The sequence below is a fragment of the Thiohalorhabdus sp. genome, assembly GCF_036628635.1.
GTDB lineage: Bacteria > Pseudomonadota > Gammaproteobacteria > Thiohalorhabdales > Thiohalorhabdaceae > Thiohalorhabdus.
The window spans coordinates 1-21,556 of sequence record NZ_JAZKRM010000001.1; the positions used below are offsets into that span (position 1 = coordinate 1).

The window sequence follows — 21,556 nt, forward strand, 5'->3', positions numbered from 1 at the left end:
GGCTCACGGCCCGCTGCAGGATGCCGTCCACAGCGCTCCAGCTCAGGCCCAGCTGCTTCGCCACGGCCTGGATACTGGCTTCCTTGAGCCAGTCGATGACGAGGGCCTCGAACAGGGCCGTGAAGCCGGATCCTGCCTCGGCCCAGGGGACATCGACCTGGCGAACACCGTGCTCCGGGCAATTCACCGGGGGACGTCAGCGACCAGGCGGGTGCGCAGCTAACAGGTGTCGAGATGGCGCCACTGGCGCCGCCGGGTGTCATAGCCCGGCACCGCTTGGCCGCATTCGGGGCAAATCAGCCGAACCGCCTCGTCGTGGGCGACATGGACCCGAACCTCGCCCTCGGAGCGAGCCAGGTCGACGTCGGTCACCGTCCAAGGGGCCTGGATGCCCGGAATCCGGGCGTAGAGGTCGGAGTCACGCGGTCAGCTATCCTGAGGTCGAAGGGGGCTGGCAGGGTAACTCACACGAAATCGTGAAGCGCCTTAGTTTTAAGTGTTCAGTGACGGCAAAGGCGGAAAGGGGGTAGGGAGAAAAGCAGGCAAGGGAACTTCGCAGGAAGATCCTTACCAACCTTGAAAACTGCCGTCACGCCGTCCTCGCCAAGCGGAAACCGGTGAACGGCCAGCGGGCGTCGGTCGGGAAGAAATTGCGGTAGGTGGCACGGATGTGGTCGGCCGGTGTGGCGAAGCTGCCGCCGCGCAGGACCATCTGGTCAACCATGAACTTGCCGTTGTACTCGCCGACCGCTCCCGAGGCAGGCCGGAAGCCGGGGTAGGGCAGGTACGCGGACGCGGTCCATTCCCACACGTCGCCTAGAAGCTGGGCTGACCCTGGGGCTTGGGCGGGTGCCGGATGCAGGCGCTCGGCTTCCAGGAATGTCCCCGGGTGATGCTCGCCCTCGTTGACGGCGGTTTCCCATTCTTCCTCGGTGGGCAGGCGGGCCCCGGCCCATCGGGCGTAGGCGTCGGCCTCGAAATAGCTGATGTGACAAACCGGCTCGGCGGGATCCACAGGACGTCGGCCACCGAGGGTAAACACACTCCATTCCCCGTTCGGCTCCTGCCGCCAATATTGCGGGGCCTCCCATCCGCCGGCGCGCACGGCGTCCCAGCCGGCGTCCAGCCACAGCTCCGGCCGCGCGTAGCCGCCGTCCGCCATGAACGCTTTGAACTCGCCGCAGGTCACCGGCCGCGAGGCCAGCTCGAAAGGCTCTAGGAAAACGCGGTGGCGGGGTCCCTCGTTGTCGTAGGCGAAGCCGCCGCCGTTGTGGCCGATGTGGCGGACACCCGGCTCGAAGGCGAGCCACTCCATGGTCGGGGCGGGCTGCCCGCCGCCGACGGTCGCCTCGCTGTAAACGGGTTCCAGCGAATTGGTAGCAAACAGATGCTTGAGGTCCATCAGGATCAGCTCCTGATGCTGCTGCGCGTGGTTGATGCCCAGCTCCACCAGCTTGTGGACAGCCGGGTTGTCGCCCATCGGCGAAGCCAGCAGATTGCTCAGGGAGCGGTCCACGTAGGCGCGGTAGGCCTGCACCTCGTCCAGGGAAGGTCGGGTGAGCAGGCCGCGGCTAGCACGCGGATGCTGCTCGCCGATGCCGTTGTAATAGGAGTTGAAAAGGACTCGGAAGGCATCGGCGTAGGCCTGGAATCCAGGCTGATGGGCCTCCAGGATGAAGGTTTCGAAGAACCAGGTGGTATGGGCCAGATGCCACTTGACCGGGCTGGCCTCGGTCATGGACTGGGCGGCGCAATCCTCGGCGGACAGCGGCGCGCACACCGCCTCCGTACGCGCGCGGACGGCCCGGTAGCGGCGACTAAGGGCCTGGCTATGCGTGCAAACAGTTGGCTCGGCGGAGGGTGCGCCCATAAGGCGAGCCTTTTGATATCCGGTGGTGCTTACTTAGTAACGCAGAGCCATTGCGCAACCGTCAAGTTACCGCGCTGGGGCACAGGTCCTGGAGGGGGCAGGCTTCGCAGCGCGGCTTGGGCTTGCAGTAGTCCTTGCCGAGGGCAACGATCAGGGCGTGGTAGTTGTTGAACAAGGACCGGTCCCGGGGCAGATTGCCTTCGAAGGCGGCCTGGATGGCACCGTAACCGAGGCCTGGCTTCAGCAGGCCGAGGCGCTCGAAGATGCGGCGGGTATAGGCGTCCACAACGAAGACCCGGCGGTGCAGGGCGTACAGCAGGATGGAGTCCGCGGTTTCCTCGCCTACCCCTTTGATGCCCAGAAGCTGGGCCCGCAGGGCCGAGGTGTCCCGGTTGGTCAGGTTCGCCAGCGAACCGTCGGCCTCGTCCAGGAGGAAGCGGCAGAGGGCCTGGAGGCGCTGCGCCTTAATGTTGAAATAGCCCGCGGGGCGAATCAGCCCGGCTAGCTCGGCCGGATCCATGGCGTGCAGCGTGGCGGGACCCAGGCAATCCGCCGCCTTCAGGTTGGCGATGGCCCGTTCCACGTTGATCCAGGCGGTGTTCTGGGTCAATACGGCCCCCACAGCCACCTCGAAAGGCGTTTCGGCCGGCCACCAGTTTTGGGGCCCGAAGGCTTGGTAAAGGGTGTCGTAGACGGAGGGGAAGGTGGGCATGGGACAGGCAAGTTTACAGTTGGAAGTGTTCAGTGATCAGAAAGGGTACCGGCCTGGTCGGAGAATTTTAGGGAGGTACCCGGGGAACCTGTCTATATGACCCGCCCAAGCTACTGAACACTGAACACTGAACACTGAACACTGAACACTGAACACTGAACACTGAACACTGAACACTGAACACTCAGAACCCCACCGCCCGCCGCAGCTCGGCCACCTCGTCGCTCGATAGCTCCCGCCACTGGCCCGGCTTCAGGTCGCGGGGCAGGGTGACCGGGCCGTAGCGCACCCTGAGTAGGCGGCTGACGGGATGGCCGACGGCCTCGAGAAGCCGGCGCACCTCCCGTTTGCGGCCCTCTCCCAGGACGACGCGCAATTGGGCGTTTTTGCCCTTGCCGGGAAGGATCTCCACCGAATCGAAGTGGGCAGGGCCGTCTTCCAAGGTGATGCCCTGGCGCAGGCGGTCTAGGATGGCGGCGTCGGGACGACCGCGGACCCGAACCCGGTACTCGCGCTCCACCTCCCGGCTGGGATGCATGAGGGCGTTGGCCAGGTCGCCGTCGTTGGTAAAAAGCAGCAGGCCGCTGGAGTTTAGGTCTAGCCGGCCCACCTGAATCCATCGGCAATCTTCCAGTTCGGGCAATCGGCCGAAGACGGTGGGCCGGCCCTCGGAGTCCCGCCGGCTACTCAACTCGCCCTCCGGCTTGTGGTAGGCGAGGACCAGGGTGGGCGACGATAAATTGGGAAGATCCAATGGCTCGCCGTCAAGGGCGATGCGGTCCCCCGGGTTGATTCGGGTCCCGGGAACGGCGGTGCGGCCGTTGACGGTAACGCGGCCCTGCTCTACCCAGCGATCGGCCTGCCGCCGACTGGCCAGCCCCGCCCGCGCTAGCGCCTTCTGGAGACGCTCAGCCATCCGCGCTGTCTTGTTCCCCGCCTTCGGCCGGGCGGTCGCCGGCTTTCTGCCCATCCGCTTGCTGGCCCTGATCGAGCTGTTCCACCAAGGCGTCCATATCCCCTTCTGGGATGGCCTTCAGGGGCGGCAGGTCCTCCAGGCTATTCAAGCCAAAGTAGCTGAGGAAATAGGGGGTCGTGGCGTAGAGGGATGGCCGACCAGGAACGTCCTTGCGGCCCACGACCTTGACCCAGTCCCGCTCGGTGAGGGTCTTGAGCACACCCGAGCTCAGGCTCACTCCCCGTACTTCCTCGATCTCCGAGCGCGTAACCGGCTGGCGGTAGGCGATGATGGCCAGGGTCTCCAGAACGGCGCGGGAAAAGCGGGGCGAGCGGCTCTGGAAGAGCCGGAGGACCCAGGGATTGGTGGCGGGGGCGGTCTGGAACTGATAGCCCCCGCCGGTGGCAACCAGGCATACCCCGCGCCCTTGGTAGGCGGTGTCCAGGGCGGTGAGGGCCGCCCGCAGCTGGTCCTGGGCCGGGGCCTCGTGGTCCTCGAACAACCGCTGTAGCCCGGACAGCGACAGGGGGTCGCCGGAGGCGAACAGGGCGGCCTCCACGATGGCCTGGAGACGTTCCGGCTCCCAGCTCATGGCACGCGCACGTAGAGGGGATGGAGGGGCTCGATCTGGACTAGGTCGATCACGTGCTCCTTGGCAAGCTCCAGCAAGGCGAGGAAGGTTACCACCGTGCCTTCCCGGCCCTCGTCGGGATCCACCAGATCGGCGAAGCGGCTCGCGGCGCCGCTGTCCAGCTGTTCCAGTACCTCGCTCATGCGGTGGCGGACCGAAAGCCCCTGGGGTGCGACGTGGTGATCCCCGCGGAGCTGGTTTCGCTGCAGCGTGCCACGGAAGGCCTCCAGGAGGTCCAGGAGGGTTGCCTCGGCGCGGGGCGCCTCGGTTTCGGGGTCCATGGGGGCCCGGGCAACGTAAAAATCGCGCTCGGCCCGGGGCAGGCGGTCCAGGGCTTCCGCGGCCTCCTTGAAGCGCTCGTATTCCTGGAGGCGCCGGATGAGCTCGGCGCGAGGGTCCGCCTCCTCGTCTTCCTCCTCGGCCTCCGGCCGCGGCAGGAGGGTACGCGATTTCATCTCCGCCAGGGTGGCCGCCATGACCAGGTACTCCCCGGCCAGGTCCAGCCGGGTCTGGCGCATGAGCTCCACGTATTCCATGTATTGATGGGCCACCGCCTGAATGGAGATCACGGTGATGTCCAGGCGGTGGCGGCGGATTAGATAGAGCAGCAGGTCCAGCGGGCCCTCGAAGGAGTCCAAAAAGACCTCCAGGGCCTCCGGGGGAATGTAGAGGTCGTCCGGCAGCTGGATCACGGACGCGCCCTCGACGCGGGCGACGGCCTCCTCGGTGCCGTTGGACTGGTGGGAGGTCGAGGCGGTCACCGGCTCTTGCTCCTCAGCGGGCCAGGCCCATGACCGCGCGCACTTCCGCCAGGGTTTCCTCTGCGATGCGCGCGGCCTTTTGGTTGCCCTCGTGGACGATTTCCCAAACCCGTTCGGGGTGGGCCGCAAGGTCCTGGGCCCGCCTCCGGATGGGTTCCTGCTCGGCCAGAACGGCCTCGATCACCGGCCCCTTGCAATCGACGCAGCCGATGCCGGCGGTGGTACAGCCCTCGTGGGCCCAGGCACGCGTCTCGTGGGCCGAGTAGATTTTGTGCAGCTCCCATACCGGGCATTTCTCCGGGGTTCCGGGGTCGATGCGGCGCACCCGGGCGGGATCGGTGGGCATGGTACGGATCTTGGTCTCTACCTCGTCAGGCTCCTCCCGCAGGGCGATGGTGTTGCCGTAGGACTTGGACATCTTCTGGCCGTCGAGTCCCGGAAACTTCGCGGCCGGGGTGAGCAGGGGGTCGGGCTCGGGCAGGATTTCCAGGCCCCGACCTTCCAGCTCCCCGAGCAGCCGCTCCCGATCCTCGGGCCCCAGATTGTCCTGCTCTGACAGGAGGGCCTTGCCCGCCTCCAGGGCTTCGGCGTCGCCCGACTCCCGCCAGGCCGAGCGCAGCTTCTTGAAACGGGCCGTGGTCTTTTTGGGCATCTTCTTGAGGCTTGCCTCCACCTTGGACTCGTGATCGGCCTCCCGGCCGTAAAGCCAATTGAAGCGCCGCGCCACCTGTCGCGTTATGTCCAGATGGGAGAGCTGGTCCTCGCCCACGGGGACCCCGTCGGCCTTGTAGATTAGGATGTCGGCGCTCTGCAGCAGGGGATAGCCCAGGAAGCCGTAGGTGGCCAGGTTGCGCTCGGCCAGCCTCTGCTGCTGGTCCTTGAAGGTAGGGACCCGCTCCAGCCAGGGCAGTGGCGTAAGCATGGAAAGCAGCAGATTCAGCTCGGCGTGCTGCTTGACCGCCGACTGCACGAACAGAACCGCCTTCGCCGGATCGATCCCCACCGCAAGCCAGTCGATGACCATCTCCCAGGTGGCATCGGGGATTCCTTGAGGGTTCTCGTAGTCGGTGGTCAAGGCGTGCCAGTCGGCCACGAAATAGAAGCAGTCGTTGGCCTCCTGCAGCTGCAGCCAATTCTTGAGTACGCCGTGGTAATGACCGAGATGAAGCCGCCCCGATGGCCGCATGCCGGAGACGATCCGCTGGTTCTGTGGCCGGTTTTCCATGGCAGCCTTATCCGAAAATGCCGCTTAGGATGCTGGGGTCCAGCCCGGAGAAACGGAACAGCGTCCCGAAAAGGAAGAGGAACGGTCCGATAATCAATGAGCCCAGGGCGCCGGTGAACAGCAAGACGAGGAGGAGGGGCAGGCCGAATGGCTCGAGATAGGAAACCCAGCGGCTGGCGGGCTGGGGCAGCAGGCCTACCGCGACGCGGCCCCCGTCCAAGGGCGGCAGGGGCAACAGGTTCAGGACCATCAGGATAAGATTGATGTAGATGCCAATCACCCCCATGGCCACCACAAAGCTGAACCCGATGGAGCCCATGGGGAAGGCCGTCCCGCCCACCCCCGCCACCACTGACCAGAACAGGGCCATAAGGAGGTTAGCGCCCGGCCCCGCCAGCGCCACCCAGATCATGTCCCGCTTGGGCTGAGCCAGATTGCCGAAATGCACCGGTACCGGCTTGGCCCAGCCGAATATAGGGAGCAGGGTCCCGGAGAGGTAGCCGAGAATGATCAGTCCGGCGGGAAGGGCCACGGTTCCTACAGGATCCACATGCCGAACCGGGTTGAGGCTGAGGCGCCCCATAACGAAGGCGGTCTGGTCCCCGAAGACCCGGGCGACCCAGCCGTGGGCCACCTCGTGGAGGGTGATGGCGAATAAAACGGGGATGACGGCCGCTGCAACGATCTGAACAAGGTTGAGGTCCATCACGGAAGTATAGGGGTTGCGCCTGCCACGGGGCAATCCGCGGTTACCGTGAAACCTGGGGGAAAGGGCCATGGTCCAAGGTTTACCCTATAGTGAACTCCTTCCAGATTGTTAGCGGAGTTAATGAAAGGATCAAAGATCCTGTTTGCAAGGGGCGGGATACTATGGGAGTATCCTGTATTTCTAATTTTCCCGGCGACATGCAGGCGCCGTTTCGGTTCGAGCCAGGAGGATGGCCTCATGGAAAAGCTGATGATCGTAATGGTGAATACGGACCCGCGCCACGGCTCCGAGCTTGGTGCCCCGTTCTTCCAGGCCACCGTAGCGGCGGCCATGGAATTCGACGTGGAGGTGGTTATCACGGGCGGCGCCGGCGAGTTAGTCAAAAAGGGCGTGCCGGAGAACCTGTACGTCCAGGAAGGCAGCGACAAGTCGGTTTACGACTTCATTGCCGACGCCGCCGAAGCAGGTGTCAGCTTCAAGGCCTGCACCCCCGCCCTGGACCTGTTGGGCGTGGACAAGTCCGGCCTCATCGACGAGGTCGAGGAAGTGGTCGGCGGCGCTTACGTCATCACCCAGGCCATGGACGAGGACACCTGCACCATGACCTACTAAGGTCACCGGCCCGATCCCCAAAAGGCCCGCCGAAAGGCGGGCCTTTTTTTGTCCAGCCGGGGAGGGTCCGGTCTATCCCCCCATGGGCTCGATGTAGGCGATGAGGCCGAAGCGGGGGTGGTCGAAATAGTAGAACCGGTTGGGCAGGATGCGCCGGCTCTGCCGCATGAAGTAATGGCGCACATCCACCCCCCACGGCATCCAACGCTGGGCCTCGGTGAAGACCAGATCCACATCCAAGTGGGGGTAGCGGCCCTTGGAGAAGGTGATCGAGCCTCGGATCCGGTCGCTAAAGGGGTGCGCTCCAAAGCCCTCCCGGGCCCAGCTCCGTCCCGAAGCCAGCCTGATGGGCCGATCCGCTAGGCTGTCCATAGCGGCAAAGGGCAGGCGGATGCTGGCCGGCCAGCTCCCGGAAAGCGGAATCGGTTCGGCCTTCTCCCTGGGGTAGTCAAAAGGCACCGCCAAATCCCGCAGGAGGGGGCGATACCGGGCGGATTCCCTCAGCTTGTCCCAGGCCGTGCCCATGGTGCTGTTGCCCTCCGTGCCGCCGCTATCGGCGCCGCCGTCGGATCCTTCCGTACCCCCATCCGTCTGCGCATCTGGACCCCTGGTGGCCAGCGGGCTGTCCCAGTAGCCCTGGTACTGGAACACCAGAAAGCGGACCTGATAGGGCTCCTTCCTTTCGGTCTCCGGTCCCCCCGTGGCGGCCTGGACCCCGCTCAGGTTAGTGGCCAGGAGGAGAACGGCAGCGGTTGTTCCTCTCACGATTCGCTCGCCTCGCTTTCGTCCGGGGAACGGCCGGCGACGGCTTCCTGCTTTCGCTGCTCCAGCCACTGGATTAGCTCGTCACTGCCGGGAAGATCGTGCTCCTCGGCCAGGCGGCGCAGCGGCTGGAGGAGGTAGCGCTCGAGCTCGTCGGCGCTGCCGATTAGCTTCGCCGCCCGATTATACACGTCCATGGCTTCGGTCCGCCGGCCCTGACCCTGAAGGGCCAACCCCAGTAGGGCGTTGAGGGCAGGACCGTCGCCGTCGTTGGTCAGGGCTTGGCGGAAGGTGGTTTCCGCTTCGCCGAACCGGCCCCGGGCCAGAAGGCCGCGACCTTTCAGGGTGAGCGCCTCGACCGATTCGGGTGCCTGTTCCAGCAGGGCATCGATGTGTCCTTCAGCGGCATCCAGGTCATCAGCCTCGAGCTCCAGTGGCACCAGCTGGGCAAGCAGGTTGAGGTCCTCAGGGTCCACGGCCAGGGCCTCCCGGTAACGCTCCAGGGCGACCGCCAGCTCGCCTAGGCGGTAATGGAGGTGGGCCATTGCGGCCAGCAGGCCCTTGTCGCCGGGGTTGGCCTGCAAGGCTTCGGTCAGAACGGGCCGGGCTTCCTCGATCTCGCCCCGCCGGACTAGGAGGTTCGCGTACTGGGTAAGGGTCCGTGGATTGTCTGGTTCCCGCTCGAGGGCTTGCTCCAGTACCTGGCGGGCCTCCTGGTAACGGCCCGTGGTGGTCAGCAGATAGGCGTAGTACCGCGCCACGTCCTGGCGGTCCGGATCCGCCTCCAGGGCCCGTTTGTAGTGGGCCTCGGCCTCCTCGGTCCGGCCGCCGTGCTCCAGGATCCAGGCCAGGTTGGACAGGCTGTCGGCGGTGGCCGGATGGCGCCTCAGTAGCTCGCGGGCGTAGCGCTCGGCCTCGAGGTGGTTGGCCTTGCCGTCGTTATCCAGCATGGCGTAGTAGAGTTCGTCATCGGTGAGCAAATCGAGGCTGCGCTCGTGGACCGCCGATGCCACCCGCTCGAGGTACTCGCCGGTCTCGGGAGGCACCGGCGACTGCAGGTCGAGATGCTCGGTCCGGAGCTTCTTGAGGGCTTCCTGCTCGTCCTGGACGGCCTCCTCGATGCGGTTGCGCTCCTCGGTCAGGAACTCGTCGATGAGCTTGCGGGTGAGCTGCCGGGTCTCCTCTTTACTGGCCTCAAGGATAGATGCCCGGGTTTCTTCGGCCGCCTGATCCATCTTTTCCGCAAGGTTGCGGTTGAACTCCTCGCTGCGCAGGTGGTTGCGGACGGCTCGCTCGATGGTGCCGCGCAGTATCTGGTGGAGGTAGCCAAAGCCGAACACCCCGATCAGGATGAGCACGAAGGTGCCCACCCGCATGTAGAGGCTTAGGCTGGATTCGACGCCGGAGGCCCGGTCATCGATGTGCTGCTCCAGGCCATCGATGCGAGTGCTCAGCTGGTCCTGGACATGGGGGACACGGGCATCGAGGTGGGTCAGCTGGTCCTGGAGGTCCCGAACGCGCCGCCGCAGCTGGCGGTTCTCCTCCTGCATAACCTCGAGGCGATCCCGCATGACGGCAATGCCGGGGCCGGCCGCCCTCGTCCCCGGCGTCTCCAGGCGCCCACCATCCTGTCCGGCGGCCGGCGCGGGCAGCAGCGCGAGCAGGGCCAGCCCCAGAAGCAGGACCCCCCAGGCGGCGATAGGGCTGGCCCTTTCGGCATCAGCCTGCCCGCTCCCGCTTGCGGTAGGATTCGATGTCGTCATCGGTGAGCCCCAGCATGTAAAGTAGGCCGTCCAAGGAGGTGACGGCCAGGTTGTAGGGGGCCTCCGCCCGCACCCGCGGTTTAGCATGATAGGCCACGCCCAGGCCCGCTTGGGTCATCATGGCCAGGTCGTTGGCGCCGTCGCCCATGGCGATGAGCTGCTCCCGGTCGAGACCCAGCCGTTCCCGGAGCTCACGGAGGGTGGCCGCCTTGACGGCGCCGTCCACGATCTCGCCCGACACCCGGCCGGTCAAATGTCCGTCGGCGACCTCCAGGACATTGGCGTTGGTGAAGTCCAGGCCCATATCCGCCTCCAACCGCTCCGTGAAGAAGCTGAAGCCGCCGGAGACCACCGCGATCCGTAGGCCCATGCCCCTTGCCGCCTCCAAAAGCCGCTCGGCGCCGGGGTTCGCCCGGATGCGCTCATTGTAGACCTCCGTCAGAACCCTTTCGGGAAGGCCGGCAAGCATGGCCACCCGTTCGATCAGACTGCCCTTGAAATGCAGCTCCCCCTGCATGGCGCGCTCGGTGATGGCCGCCACCTGGGCCTTGACGCCCGCGGTCTCCGCGATCTCGTCGATGCACTCCACCGCCAAAAGGGTGGAGTCCATGTCCATCATGAGCAGGCCCCAGTCACGGTCCCCGCCGGCGGCGGGCAGCACGGCAAGATCCACCCCGGCGGACTCGGCGGACCTCTGTAGCTGCCGGGTCAGATCGGAGGGGGGAATGGGATCGCCCTCCAGGGCCAGTTCCACCGCCGGGAAGGATACGGACAGGGTGCGCATGCCGGTAACCAGCTGCCCTCGGGTGTGCAGCTCGCCCACAAGGGTGGCGAGCGCCTGGTCGGACAGACCCGGACCCATGACCACCCCCCGCAGGTGGCTGTCGCTACCGCGCCGGGCGCGCCAGCCCCAGGCTAGCGTGTCCTGGGCCCCTTCCAGGCTCGGAGCCAGCCCTTCCGCGCCGGCGGGATCCATAACAGCCGTGGCCATCCGGAAACCGGCGAATCCGCCCGTGGTGGCGGCATCGCCGGTGGCGGCCGTGACGGCGGCCGCCGGATCGCCCTCTGGATGGGCGGAATAGACGGAAAGACGCAAGGGGGCAGTTGCCATGGCGGCTCCCTGGGTCGGAGGTTACTGGGGCCGATCCACGTCTTCGGCGAGTTCGGTGGTGGCGGCTTCAGGGCCCGCTTCGAGCAGGTCCAGGACCCGACCAATGCCGGCGAAGCGATCGGCGGCCCGGGCCCAGTCGGCCTTGATGCGCAGCTCGCGATTGCCGTTGAGGCCGTAGGTCTGGGGATCGGTCTGGAGGAGCCCGACCAGCCTTTGCGGATCGATATGGGGCTTGTGGGAGAACACCACGCGGCCGCCCACGGGGCCGCCCTCCAGGCGCTCGATGCCCAGGGGGCGGGCCCGTAGCTTGAGCCGGGCCACCTCCAATAGGTTGGCGGTGGACTCGGGCAGGCGCCCGAAGCGGTCCACCATCTCCTCCTGCAGGCCCTGGATGTCCTCGCGGGAGGCCGCCGAGGCGATGCGCTTGTACAGCACCAGGCGCTCGTGGACGTCGGGCAGATAGTCCTCGGGAATGAGGGTGGGCAGGTGGAGGTGGACCTGGGTGCTGGTCTCTTCCTCTTCCGGCTCCGTCTCCACGTCCACGCCGCGGCCAGCCTTGAGGTCCTCGATGGCCTCGTTCAACAGCTCCACGTAGGTCTCGAAGCCCACCGAATCGATGTGGCCGCTCTGGCCCTCGCCCAGGATCTCCCCGGCACCACGGATCTCCAGGTCGTGGTTGGCGATGAGGAAGCCCACGCCCAGGTCCTCCAGGGACTCGATGGTCTCCAGGCGCTTCTCGGCATCGTTGGTCAGGGCCTGGCGGCTATTCACCAGCAGATAGGCGTAGGCCCGGTGGCTGGAGCGGCCCACCCGGCCGCGCAGCTGGTGCAGCTGGGCCAGCCCGAAGCGGTCGGCGCGGTTGATGACGATAGTGTTGGCGCTGGGAATATCAATACCCGACTCGATGATGGTGGTGGTCACCAGGACATTGAAGCGCTGATGGTAGAAGTCGGCCATGACGTCCTCGAGCTCGCGCTCGCGCAGCTGGCCGTGGGCCACGCGGATGGTGGCCTCAGGCACCAGCTTCTCCAACTGATCGCGGGCGCGCTCGATGGTGCGCACCTCGTTGTGCAGGAAATACACCTGACCGCCGCGGCGGATCTCGCGCAGGACCGCCTCGCGGATGAGGGCGTCGTCCCACTCGGAGACGAAGGTCTTCACCGCCAGGCGCTCGTCGGGCGGAGTAGCGATGATGGAGATCTCGCGGATGCCCGCCATGGTCATGTTGAGGGTGCGGGGTATAGGCGTGGCGGTAAGGGTGAGCATGTCCACCTCGGCCCGCCACTGCTTGAGTCGCTCCTTCTGGCGGACGCCGAAGCGGTGCTCCTCGTCCAGGATCACCAGGCCCAGGTCGTTGAAGCGGACATCCTTTTGCAGCAAGCGGTGGGTCCCCACGGCGATGTCCACCGTGCCCTGCTGGATGCCCTCCAGGGCCTTGTTGACTTCCTTGGTGGTCTGCATCCGCGACAGCTGCTCGATGCGTACGGGATAGTTGGCGAAGCGGTCGCGCAGGCTGTCGGTATGCTGCTGGGCGAGCAGGGTAGTGGGGGTGAGCAGCAGCACCTGCTTGCCGGCGTTCACCGCCAGGAAGGCTGCTCGCATGGCCACCTCGGTCTTGCCGAAGCCGACGTCGCCGCAGACCAGCCGGTCCATGGGCTGGGGCGCCTGCATGGAGGCCAGGACCTCCTCGATGGCCCGCTCCTGGTCCGGGGTCTCCTCAAACGGGAAGTCGGCGGCGAACTCGTGGTAGGCATGGTCTGGCTCAGGGAAGGCGAAGCCCTCCTTGGCCGCCCGCTTGGCGTAAAGCTCGAGCAGCTCGGCGGCGGTGTCGCGGGCCTTCTGGCGGGCGCGTGCCTTGGCCTTGCGCCACTGGTCGCCACCGAGCCTGTGCAGCGGCGCGCCCTCTTCGGAGGAGCCGGTGTAGCGGCTGATGCGGTCGAGGGCGTCAACGGGCACGTAGAGCTTGTCGCCGCCGGCGTATTCAAGCACCAGGTAGTCGCTGTCAAAGCCCTCGCCGGAGGGCAGACGGGTCAGGCCCTGGTAGCGGCCGACGCCGTGGTCCTCGTGGACCACCGGCGAGCCGATCTCTAGCTCCCCCAGATTGCGGATGACGGCCTCGGGATCCCGCCGGCGCTCGCGGACCTCGCGGCGGGGCGCGCGGCCCCCGAAGATCTGGGCCTCGGGCACGACACGGAGGCCCGGATCCGCCATAGCCAGCCCGTTTTCCATGTTGCCAACGGTGAGGGCCAGATTCGGCCGTTGACGGCAGAAGGCCTCCCAGTCCTCGACATCGCGGGGGATCAGGCGGCGCTCGCCCAGAAGCTCGCGCAGGGTTTCCCGGCGGCCGGCGCTCTCGGCAACCAGCAGGGTGGGGTGGTTCGGCTCCGGGCCCAGGAAGCTGGCCAGCTGATCAATGGCCGTATGTCGCTCGCGGGCGGCCGGGAAGGCCTCGGGGGGCGTAACCGCCGCGTCGGCCTCGGCGTCGCCGGTGGGCTCAGCGCTCATCTCCACCCGGGAGAAGCCGGCTAGCCGATCCTCCACCGTGGCCCGATCCAAAAACAGCTCCTCCGGCGGCAACACCGGGCGCAGGGGGTCCCGGGAGCGTACCTGGTAGCGCTCGCGCACCTCCCGGTCCCAGGCCTCGGCGACCTCCGCTCGGTCCCCGGGGAGGCCGATCAAGACCGCCCCGGGGAGGTAATCCGTAAGAGTAGCGGTACGCTCGAAGAACAGGGGCAGATAGTATTCGATGCCCCCGGGGGCTAGGCCCTGGGAGACGTCCCGGTAAAGGGGGATGCTTTTCGGATCCCCCTCGAAGCGGGCCCGAAAGGCCGAGCGAAAATGGGCGATGCCTTCCTCGTCCAGGGGGACCTCGCGGGCCGGGAGCAGGCGGACCTCGTCCACCTGGCCGGTGGTCAGCTGGGTCTCTGGGTCGAAATAGCGGATGCTGTCGATCTCGTCATCGAACAGGTCGATGCGAACCGGCTGCTCGCTGCCGGCTGGGTACAGGTCTACCAGGCCACCGCGCACGGCGAACTCGCCCGGCTCGGTTACTTGGGACACCACCTGGTAACCGGCGCGGTCCAAGCGCTCCCGGAAGGATTCCGGATCCAGGCTCTGGCCAACCTGCAACCACAGGGCGAACCGGTCCAGGAACTCCGGGGGCGGCAGGGCCTGGGAGAGGGCCGCCCAGGGGGCCAGGACGACGCCGCCGCCACCGTTGTGGAGGTGATAAAGGGTGGTTAGGCGCTGGTTAACCAGCTCCGCGTGCGGTGCGAAGGTGTCGTAGGGCAGGGTCTCCCCGTGGGGAAACAGGTGCAGCTCCGATTCCAGCCCCTCGCCGCCGAAGAAGCGAAGGGCGGCTTCCACCCGCTGCATGTGGGGGATGTCGTTGCATACCACCAGCAAGGGGCCGTTGTGGCGGTGATAGGCCCCCAATAGGGCAAGAGGCCCGGCGCTACCCTGGAGATTTCCCCAGACGCGGGCGCAACCCCCTTCCGGCAGGGGAAGCTGGATGGAGCATTCGCGGGGCATGGATGGTACGGCTTCTTCGCTCAATGTCGTTTCGCAGACAGGAATACGGAACGGCCCCCAGGTCTAGGCCCCGGGGGCCGAGGGCGCCCTATTTTCCCGCAAGCTTGGGGTAAGCACAATGCGGGTTTTTAGGCTATACTCGGGAACTCTGGTTCCCTTTGATCGCAGCCAAGGACGGTAGCCCTTGCCGGATTCCTTTTCGGGTCGAGTATGGGCCGTGGTACCCGCCGCGGGGATCGGCCAGCGCATGGGCGGTGAGCACCCCAAGCAGTATCTGGAGCTTGCCGGTCGCACCATTCTCGAGCACAGCCTGACTCGCTTGGCGGACCATCCCGCGGTGCATGCGGTCCAGCCCGTGATCCGGGACGACGACCCGTTCTGGCCGGGGGTGCGGGAGCGCTTGGCGGGCAGGGAGAAGGTCCTGGCTGCCGTTCCCGGGGGTGGCGAGCGCCAGGAGTCCGTAGCCAACGGCATGAAGGCACTGGACAACCTGGGGCCGGAGGATCTGGTGCTTGTGCACGACGCGGTACGACCGTGCATCGGAACCCTGGAGATGGACGCCGTCGTGGGGGCCGCCCGTGAAGCCGACGGCGCCATCCTGGCGGTGCCCGTAGCGGACACGCTCAAGCGTGTCGACGGCGACGGCCAGATCGAGGCCACCGTGGACCGCAAGCCCCTGTGGCGGGCCCAGACGCCGCAGGTGTTTGCCGCGCACAAGCTGGCGGGGGCCCTGGACCGGGCCTTGGCCGGGGATGCCCCGGCCACCGATGAGGCCATGGTGATGGAGCAGGCCGGTTACCGTGTCCGGGTGGTCCCCGGCCGGGAGGACAACCTCAAGATCACCCAGCCCGAAGACTTGGCCCTGGCCGCCACCGTGCTTGAGGGGCAGTGATGCGTATCGGCCAGGGCTTCGACGCCCACACCTTCGCCCAGGATCGCCCCCTTATCCTAGGCGGTGTCCGAATACTCGCCGATTACGGGCTGGCTGGCCACAGCGACGCCGATGTCGTGCTCCACGCCCTATGCGACGCCCTGTTGGGGGCCTCGGGCCACGGCGACCTGGGGCGCCGTTTCCCGGACACCGATCCCGCCCACGCCGACCGGGACAGCCGGGAGTTCGTTCGCGAGACTTCAGCCATGGTGGCCGGCGACGGTTGGTCCGTGGCCAACGCGGACCTTACCGTTGTTGCGCAGAAACCCAAGCTGGCGCCCTTTATCCCGGACATGGAGGCGGTTATTGCCGCCGAACTGGGCATCGGCGAGGAGCGGGTCAACGTCAAGGCAACAACCTCCGAGCGCATGGGCTGGACCGGGCGGGGCGAAGGCATCGCCGCCCTGGCCATGGTCTTACTAAAGCCAGCGGCACAGGCCCCTTGACGGCCTCCGGCAGGGGGTCGGCATCGGCTCCCAGGCCCGCGCCAGGGGAGCTGCCCAACGACCCCTGGCCAGTGGCCCATCCGGGCTTTCGGCCGGTGGGGGCCTTCCGGGTCCACCCGGAGGACTTCGAGGTTTCCGAAAACCTGACCTTCGCTCCGGAGGGAGAGGGCAACCATTTCCTGTTGCGGGTGCGCAAGATCGGGATCAACACCGATCTTGTCGCCAGGGATCTGGCCCGCTTGGCGGGGTGCCGTCCGCGGGATGTGGGCTTCGCCGGTCTCAAGGACCGCCATGCCCTGGCGGTGCAGCACTTCACCCTGCCTGCGGACCGTCTAAGCGTGGACCCCCGCAACTGGTCGGGGAAGGGGTGGGCGGTGGAGTCCGCGGACCGAGCCCGCAAAAAGCTCAAGCGGGGGGCCCTGGCCGGCAACCGCTTTCGCCTGCTGCTGCGGGTACCGCCCCGGGCCCGCTGGACGGTGGCCGCAAAATTCGAGCGAGCGATGCGCAGGGGGGTGCCCAACTACTTCGGCCCCCAGCGCTTCGGGCGCGGAGGCGCCAACCTGGACGGGGCCAGACACCTATTCGCCGGTGGGAAAGCCGGGGACCGGCACCGGCGCGGACTGTATCTGTCCGCTGCCCGTTCCTACCTGTTCAACCGGGTGCTGGCGGCACGGGTAAAGGCGGGGACCTGGGACCGGCTGCTGCCCGGGGAGGTGGCGCTGTTCCACGGCAAGGCCAGCGGCTTCGTGATTGCCGACCCCGAGATCGAGCACAACCGCTGGGAACGGGGAATCCTCCATCCCAGCGGTCCCCTTCCCGGCCGGGACGGGCTGATCCCGGAAGGCGGGGTTCGGGACTTGGAGGAGGCCATCCTGGCCGATGACGGGAACCTGGTGGAAGGTTCCATCACCGCCGGTGTGGACGCGCACCGCCGCGCCACCCGGCTGACCGTGGACGAGGGGGGCTGGCGTCTGGAGCCTAGCGGGGTCCGAGTGACCTTTTCCCTTACGGCCGGGGCCTTCGCCACGGCGGTAGTGCGGGAGGTGATCCGGGCCGATTGAGGCCTCAGTCCAGCACGTGGGAGACCAGCCCATCGGCCAGCTTGGGCTCGAACCAGGTGGATTTGGGTGGCATCACTTCGCCTGCCTCCGCCACGGCCATGAGATCCTCCATGCTGGTGGGGTGGAGGGCGAAGGCCACCGCCATTTCGCCGCTGTCCACGCGGTGCTCCAGCTCGCCAAGGCCGCGAATGCCGCCAACGAAGTCGATACGGTCATCGGTACGGGGATCGCTTATGCCCAGGATGGGCTCGATGAGGTAATCGGCCAGCAGGCTCACATCGAGCCGGGCCACCGGGTCCGAAGGGACAAGGTTCGCCGGAAGGGTCAGGCGGTACCAGTCCCCCTTCAGGTACATGCCGAATTCACCCGATTGCTGAGGCCGTACCTGCTCTTCGGCGGGCTCCACGGGGAAGGTTTCGCCCACCCGGTCCAGGAAGGCCTGGGGGCTCAGGCCGTTCAGGTCCTGTGCTACTCGGTTGTAGTCCAGGATCTGCATCTCATGGTGGGGGAAGACCACGGCCAGGAAGTACTCGTAGCTTTCCTCACCGGTGGGATTGGCGGCCTGCTCGCGGCGCTTGGCGGCGAGCCGGGAAGCGGCTGCAGATCGGTGATGGCCGTCGGCTACGTAAAGGGCGGGGAAAGCGTCGAAGGCCTTGGTAATCCGGCGGTTTAGGTCCGCGTCGGCTACGATCCAGACCTGGTGACGGACACCGTCGTCGGCGGTCACGTCCATATCCGGCTCGCCCCGGACCGCCTCGGCGATCAGGGCATCCACGTCCGGTGCGGTGGGATAGGCGAGCAGGGCGGGACCGGTTTCGGCGTTAAGCGCCTCGATCTGGCGGACGCGATCATCCTCCTTGGCCGGGCGGGTGTACTCGTGGCGGCGGATGCGGTTGTCGTCGTAGGCTGCCACCGAGGCCCCAACAACGAGACCGGTCTGGACATGCTCCCCCATGGTGATGCGATAGGCATAGTAGCGCGCCCCCTCGTCGCAGACCAGGACGCCTTCTTCCTTCATGCGCTCCAGGTTTTCGGCTGCCTTGGCGTAAACCTCGTCGGCGTAAGGATCGGTGCCCTGCGGGAGGTCGATTTCCGGCTTGGAAATGTGGAGGAAGCTCCATGGCCGGCCCGCGGCCCGCTCCCTTGCCTCCTCCGAATCGAGCACGTCGTAGGGGGGAGCGACTACCTCCTCAGCCTGTCCGGCGGCGGGACGTAGGCCCGCGATGGGACGAATTAGGGCCATTGGTTGCTCCTTGCTCGGTTCATCCGAAAACAGGGGTTGGGCCGGGGGCCGCCAGGGCGCTGCCAAACGACCTGCCGGCGCTTATCTAGAAGACGGCAAAAGCAAAGGGTCGGGTTGCTTCGAAGGCCTGGGGTTTGTCAAAGCACCGCCCCGACACCGGAGCTAAACCGCTCCGCGAAGCCCTGCCCTTCGTTTGGTGTATTCCGGCCGTGCCGGACCTGAGCCCTGCGCTACGGCCAGGGGGTTAAAAAGGGCTTTTGCAGCGCCCGAGCAGGGCTAGGAACGGAGCGAACGACGGCTCAGTAAGACATAAACGGCGCCGTTGCCGCCGTCGCGAGCCGGGCAGGAGGCGAACGCCAGCACCTCCTTGCGCTGGCTCAACCAGCCTTGGATCTTGCGGCGCAAAATGCCTTCGCCGCCGGGGGAGCCCCGGCCTTTGCCGTGAACTACCCGAACGCAGCGCCAACTGCGGCCGAGGGCGCCGTGCAAGAAGGTGCCTAGGGCTTCGCGGGCCTCCTCGACCCGCATACCGTGGAGGTCAATAGCGCCCTCCACCGGCATGTGGCCGGCGCGAAGGCGGCGCTTGACCTTGGCCTGCAGCCCATCCCGGCACCAGAAGACCTCTTCGCCGGTCTCCTCGGGTACGGGGTCGGCGGCGCCGGTGGCGAGGTCCAGCCGCGCCTGCTCCGTTTCCTGCTGGCGGCTGGCCGCCACCGGCTCCGGTGCCGGTTGGTCGGGTATTACCCGGTTGGTGCGCAGGGGCTGGACGTCCGCCACGGCCTCCCGGAAAGCGGCCTGCTCCTCCGGGTCGAGATCTCCTTCCGGCCGGCCGTCTAGGTGTTTTTCTCCAGCCATTTGTCGGCCTCCATGGCCGCCATGCAACCGGTCCCCGCCGCGGTTACCGCCTGCCGGAAGGTCCGGTCCTGGACGTCGCCGGCGGCGAAAACCCCGGGGATGTTGGTGGCGGTGCTGTCGGCGGCAGTATTGATGTAGCCAGGCCGGTCCATGTCCAGGGGGTCACCGAAGATGTCGGTGTTGGGCCTGTGGCCGATGGCGATGAATACTCCGGTGACGGCCATGTCCTGGGTCTCGCCGCTGTTGTTGTTCTTGAGCCGGGCGCCGGTGACCCCGGTCTGATCGCCCAGAACCTCGTCGAGCTCGGTGTGCCACAGGACGTCGATGTTGGGCTTTGCGAACAGCTTCTCCTGCATGATCCGCTCGGCCCGGAACTCGCCCCGGCGATGGACCACGGTCACGTGGTTGGCGATATTCGCTAGGAAAAGCGCCTCCTCCACGGCGGAATCCCCGCCGCCCACCACGATGACGTCCTGACCTTTGTAGAAGAAGCCGTCGCAGGTGGCGCAGGCGGAAACACCCTTGCCCATGAACGCCTCCTCCGAAGGCAGGCCCAGGTACATGGCGGAAGCGCCGGTCGAAATGATTAGAGCGTCGCAGGTGTAGCTTCCCTGATCGCCGCTAAGGGTGAAAGGGCGCTGGCTCAGGTCCGTATCATTGATGTGATCGAAGATGATCCGGGTCTCGAAGCGTTCTGCCTGACGCTTCATCTTGTCCATCAGGTCCGGGCCCTGAACGCCCTCGGGCTCACCCGGCCAATTGTCCACGTCGGTGGTGGTCATGAGCTGCCCCCCCGGCTCCATGCCTTGGATGAGCACCGGCTCAAGGTTGGCCCGGGCCGCGTAGATGGCGGCGGTGTAGCCGGCCGGCCCGGATCCCAGGATGATCAGGCGATGATGCTGGCTTTCGGGCATCCTACTAGGCTCCAAAAAGATAGGGTGGAGGCATTGCTTGGCCCGCCCGGGGTAGCGCGTTAAAGTGCCGCCGAGCGGGCAATCAGAACATACTACGCACTTCCCATAGCGTAAAGTTGAGCCCCGTTGTCCGATAACGGCCGGTTCAAGCCCGGCAGCCCCTAGGACGGGGTCGTCTCAGGGCGCTCCGTAGGCTTTTGAGCGGCGGACGGCGCCGCCCCTTTCATGGAGCCCAGGGGCGGGAAACCCGCCCGGATGGCCCGGGTCTGGAAAGTGCGAACCGTTATAGCGGAGTGGCAGTGAGCGAAGAGAGCGTTGATATCGGTATTCCCAAGGAGCGCAAGCCCCGGGAAGGGCGAGTGGCTCTGGTGCCGGAGGCGGTAGCCGAGCTGGTTAGGGCCGGGCACGCCGTCCGGGTGGAAACCGGAGCCGGCGAGGCCAGCGGCTACGGCGACGAAGCCTACCGGCAGGCCGGCGCGGAGGTGGTGGCCGATACGGGCGATCTTTACGCCGCGAGCCGGCTAATCGTCAAGGTCAAGGAGCCTATTCCCGAGGAATATGGTTACTACCGTTCCGACCACGTCCTGTTTAGCTTCCTGCACCTCGCCGCTGTTCCCGAGCTAGCGGATTTCCTGTGCGAGCGGGGGGTGGCGGCTTTTGCCTTTGAGACGCTGGAAACCAAGGACGGCAACCTACCCCTTCTGGCCCCCATGAGTGCCATCGCCGGCAGGGTTGCTGCGCAGTACGCCAACACCCTTCTTCACGCCCCCAACGGCGGCCGGGGACTCATGCTCGGTGGCTCACCGGGGACCGACCGCGGCTCGGTGGTGGTCATGGGGGCCGGGGAAGTGGGAAGCCATGCCGCCCACCTGCTGTCTTCGGTCGGTGCTCGGGTAGATGTGTTCGATCTCGACCTTGACCGGGCGGACCACCTAGCCACCTATGGGCCGGGCCAGATCACCGGTCTCTATCCCTACCGCGACCTGGTCGGCGAACGCGTGGCCCGGGCCGATGCCATCGTGGGGGCCGTACTCACCGCCGGAGCTCGAGCGCCCACGGTGGTTACTCGCGATATGGTAGCGGCCATGAGCGCGGGCTCGGTAATCGCTGATGTGGCGGTGGATCAGGGGGGGTGCGTGGAAACCACCCGGCCCACCGATTACACGGAGCCGACCTATGTGGCCGAAGGAGTGATCCATTTCGCCGTCACCAACATGCCGGCAGCGGTGCCCCGAAGCGCATCCAAATCGCTTTCGGCCCGTCTGTTGCCTTACGTGGAAAAGTTGGCAAGAATGCCGCTTAACGCTCCGAAAGAAGCCCTGGCCCAGGAACCAGAGATGAATGCAGCCTTGAATGTTTATGGCGGACGAATTGATCATCCAGCGGTGGCCGCTTCCCTGGGGAAACAACCCGCCTAGAAGCGCGAAGGGCTGCCGCAGGCGGCTCGGCTGGTTTCTCGTTTGG

21 protein-coding genes are annotated in these 21,556 nt (G+C 66.5%); 5 read left to right on the top strand and 16 right to left on the bottom strand.

The genetic code is table 11. The features are described 5' to 3' along the window. From V5A19_RS00005 to V5A19_RS00045, 9 genes are all read right to left on the bottom strand, one after another. Positions 1-187 (bottom strand): helix-turn-helix domain-containing protein (locus V5A19_RS00005; RefSeq protein ID WP_332327660.1); only part of this gene is annotated, 187 nt, incomplete at its 3' end. A 32-nt stretch (positions 188-219) separates the two neighbouring features. After that, complete coding sequence (locus V5A19_RS00010; RefSeq protein ID WP_332327661.1) at positions 220-372, bottom strand: transposase family protein; 153 nt, start codon at positions 370-372, stop codon at positions 220-222. A 217-nt stretch (positions 373-589) separates the two neighbouring features. Then, positions 590-1,870 carry an ergothioneine biosynthesis protein EgtB gene (gene egtB, locus V5A19_RS00015; protein WP_332319895.1) on the bottom strand — a complete coding sequence of 427 codons (1,281 nt, stop codon included), beginning with the start codon at positions 1,868-1,870 and terminating at the stop codon, positions 590-592. Between the two features lie 61 nt (positions 1,871-1,931). Beyond that, the gene (locus tag V5A19_RS00020) at positions 1,932-2,582 is read right to left on the bottom strand and encodes an endonuclease III domain-containing protein (protein ID WP_332319894.1); all 651 of its coding nucleotides are present in this window, start codon (positions 2,580-2,582) and stop codon (positions 1,932-1,934) included. 184 nt (positions 2,583-2,766) lie between these two features. Then, entirely contained in the window at positions 2,767-3,498 is a 732-nt protein-coding gene (locus tag V5A19_RS00025; protein ID WP_332318962.1) for a pseudouridine synthase, read from the bottom strand. Next, a complete protein-coding gene (scpB, locus tag V5A19_RS00030) occupies positions 3,491-4,129 on the bottom strand; it encodes an SMC-Scp complex subunit ScpB (RefSeq protein WP_332318961.1) in 639 nt (212 codons plus the stop codon). Before scpB ends, V5A19_RS00025 begins: the two co-directional genes overlap by 8 nt. Continuing rightward, entirely contained in the window at positions 4,126-4,929 is an 804-nt protein-coding gene (locus tag V5A19_RS00035; protein WP_332318960.1) for a segregation and condensation protein A, read from the bottom strand. The genes scpB and V5A19_RS00035 overlap by 4 nt, the downstream gene beginning before the upstream one ends. A gap of 13 nt (positions 4,930-4,942) precedes the next feature. Then, positions 4,943-6,154: a tryptophan--tRNA ligase gene (locus tag V5A19_RS00040; RefSeq protein ID WP_332318959.1), complete on the bottom strand. Its 1,212-nt coding sequence runs from the start codon at positions 6,152-6,154 to the stop codon at positions 4,943-4,945. Positions 6,155-6,161: 7 nt separating this feature from the next. Further along, on the bottom strand, positions 6,162-6,860 hold the full coding sequence (locus V5A19_RS00045; RefSeq protein WP_443081441.1) for a site-2 protease family protein: 699 nt from the start codon (positions 6,858-6,860) through the stop codon (positions 6,162-6,164). Positions 6,861-7,100: 240 nt separating this feature from the next. On the opposite strand from V5A19_RS00045, the gene V5A19_RS00050 reads away from it, so the two are divergent. Further along, positions 7,101-7,475: a DsrE/DsrF/DrsH-like family protein gene (locus V5A19_RS00050; RefSeq protein ID WP_332318957.1), complete on the top strand. Its 375-nt coding sequence runs from the start codon at positions 7,101-7,103 to the stop codon at positions 7,473-7,475. Between the two features lie 72 nt (positions 7,476-7,547). Here V5A19_RS00050 and V5A19_RS00055 read toward each other — a convergent pair whose 3' ends face one another. The 4 genes from V5A19_RS00055 to mfd are packed head-to-tail and all read right to left on the bottom strand — an operon-like array spanning position 7,548 to position 14,642. After that, entirely contained in the window at positions 7,548-8,240 is a 693-nt protein-coding gene (locus V5A19_RS00055; protein ID WP_332318956.1) for a CsiV family protein, read from the bottom strand. Next, a complete protein-coding gene (locus V5A19_RS00060) occupies positions 8,237-10,000 on the bottom strand; it encodes a tetratricopeptide repeat protein (protein WP_332318955.1) in 1,764 nt (587 codons plus the stop codon). Before V5A19_RS00060 ends, V5A19_RS00055 begins: the two co-directional genes overlap by 4 nt. Continuing rightward, positions 9,957-11,111, bottom strand: a complete 1,155-nt coding sequence (gene serB, locus V5A19_RS00065; protein WP_332318954.1) for a phosphoserine phosphatase SerB — start codon at positions 11,109-11,111, stop codon at positions 9,957-9,959. Before serB ends, V5A19_RS00060 begins: the two co-directional genes overlap by 44 nt. A 21-nt stretch (positions 11,112-11,132) precedes the next feature. After that, complete coding sequence (gene mfd, locus V5A19_RS00070) at positions 11,133-14,642, bottom strand: transcription-repair coupling factor (RefSeq protein WP_332318953.1); 3,510 nt, start codon at positions 14,640-14,642, stop codon at positions 11,133-11,135. 184 nt (positions 14,643-14,826) lie between these two features. Between mfd and ispD the strand changes: the two genes are divergently transcribed. The 3 genes from ispD to truD all read left to right on the top strand — a co-directional run bounded on the left by ispD (position 14,827) and on the right by truD (position 17,080). Next, positions 14,827-15,534, top strand: coding sequence for a 2-C-methyl-D-erythritol 4-phosphate cytidylyltransferase (gene ispD, locus V5A19_RS00075; RefSeq protein WP_332318952.1), 708 nt, complete (start codon positions 14,827-14,829; stop codon positions 15,532-15,534). Continuing rightward, a complete protein-coding gene (gene ispF / locus V5A19_RS00080) occupies positions 15,534-16,019 on the top strand; it encodes a 2-C-methyl-D-erythritol 2,4-cyclodiphosphate synthase (RefSeq protein ID WP_332318951.1) in 486 nt (161 codons plus the stop codon). The genes ispD and ispF overlap by 1 nt, the downstream gene beginning before the upstream one ends. Before the next feature lie 71 nt (positions 16,020-16,090). Next, entirely contained in the window at positions 16,091-17,080 is a 990-nt protein-coding gene (truD, locus tag V5A19_RS00085; RefSeq protein WP_332318950.1) for a tRNA pseudouridine(13) synthase TruD, read from the top strand. Between the two features lie 4 nt (positions 17,081-17,084). Here the strand turns inward: truD and V5A19_RS00090 are convergent, their stop codons facing one another. From V5A19_RS00090 to trxB, 3 genes are all read right to left on the bottom strand, one after another. Then, positions 17,085-18,323 carry a DUF1015 domain-containing protein gene (locus V5A19_RS00090; protein ID WP_332318949.1) on the bottom strand — a complete coding sequence of 413 codons (1,239 nt, stop codon included), beginning with the start codon at positions 18,321-18,323 and terminating at the stop codon, positions 17,085-17,087. A gap of 276 nt (positions 18,324-18,599) precedes the next feature. After that, on the bottom strand, positions 18,600-19,178 hold the full coding sequence (locus tag V5A19_RS00095) for a Smr/MutS family protein (protein ID WP_332318948.1): 579 nt from the start codon (positions 19,176-19,178) through the stop codon (positions 18,600-18,602). After that, entirely contained in the window at positions 19,157-20,092 is a 936-nt protein-coding gene (gene trxB / locus V5A19_RS00100) for a thioredoxin-disulfide reductase (protein ID WP_332318947.1), read from the bottom strand. The genes V5A19_RS00095 and trxB overlap by 22 nt, the downstream gene beginning before the upstream one ends. Positions 20,093-20,391: 299 nt before the next feature. Between trxB and ald the strand changes: the two genes are divergently transcribed. After that, positions 20,392-21,510, top strand: coding sequence for an alanine dehydrogenase (gene ald, locus V5A19_RS00105; protein WP_332318946.1), 1,119 nt, complete (start codon positions 20,392-20,394; stop codon positions 21,508-21,510). Positions 21,511-21,556: the final 46 nt, after the last annotated feature.

What these genes read in the sequence shown, in the direction of transcription:
- egtB (WP_332319895.1), bottom strand. Translation starts at nt 1,870, where the DNA reads ATGGGCGCACCCTCCGCCGAGCCAACTGTTTGCACGCATAGCCAGGCC.
- V5A19_RS00020 (WP_332319894.1), bottom strand. Translation starts at nt 2,582, where the DNA reads ATGCCCACCTTCCCCTCCGTCTACGACACCCTTTACCAAGCCTTCGGG.
- V5A19_RS00025 (WP_332318962.1), bottom strand. Translation starts at nt 3,498, where the DNA reads ATGGCTGAGCGTCTCCAGAAGGCGCTAGCGCGGGCGGGGCTGGCCAGT.
- scpB (WP_332318961.1), bottom strand. Translation starts at nt 4,129, where the DNA reads ATGAGCTGGGAGCCGGAACGTCTCCAGGCCATCGTGGAGGCCGCCCTG.
- V5A19_RS00040 (WP_332318959.1), bottom strand. Translation starts at nt 6,154, where the DNA reads ATGGAAAACCGGCCACAGAACCAGCGGATCGTCTCCGGCATGCGGCCA.
- V5A19_RS00045 (WP_443081441.1), bottom strand. Translation starts at nt 6,860, where the DNA reads ATGGACCTCAACCTTGTTCAGATCGTTGCAGCGGCCGTCATCCCCGTT.
- V5A19_RS00050 (WP_332318957.1), top strand. Translation starts at nt 7,101, where the DNA reads ATGGAAAAGCTGATGATCGTAATGGTGAATACGGACCCGCGCCACGGC.
- V5A19_RS00060 (WP_332318955.1), bottom strand. Translation starts at nt 10,000, where the DNA reads ATGACGACATCGAATCCTACCGCAAGCGGGAGCGGGCAGGCTGATGCC.
- serB (WP_332318954.1), bottom strand. Translation starts at nt 11,111, where the DNA reads ATGGCAACTGCCCCCTTGCGTCTTTCCGTCTATTCCGCCCATCCAGAG.
- mfd (WP_332318953.1), bottom strand. Translation starts at nt 14,642, where the DNA reads ATGCCCCGCGAATGCTCCATCCAGCTTCCCCTGCCGGAAGGGGGTTGC.
- ispF (WP_332318951.1), top strand. Translation starts at nt 15,534, where the DNA reads ATGCGTATCGGCCAGGGCTTCGACGCCCACACCTTCGCCCAGGATCGC.
- V5A19_RS00090 (WP_332318949.1), bottom strand. Translation starts at nt 18,323, where the DNA reads ATGGCCCTAATTCGTCCCATCGCGGGCCTACGTCCCGCCGCCGGACAG.
- V5A19_RS00095 (WP_332318948.1), bottom strand. Translation starts at nt 19,178, where the DNA reads ATGGCTGGAGAAAAACACCTAGACGGCCGGCCGGAAGGAGATCTCGAC.
- trxB (WP_332318947.1), bottom strand. Translation starts at nt 20,092, where the DNA reads ATGCCCGAAAGCCAGCATCATCGCCTGATCATCCTGGGATCCGGGCCG.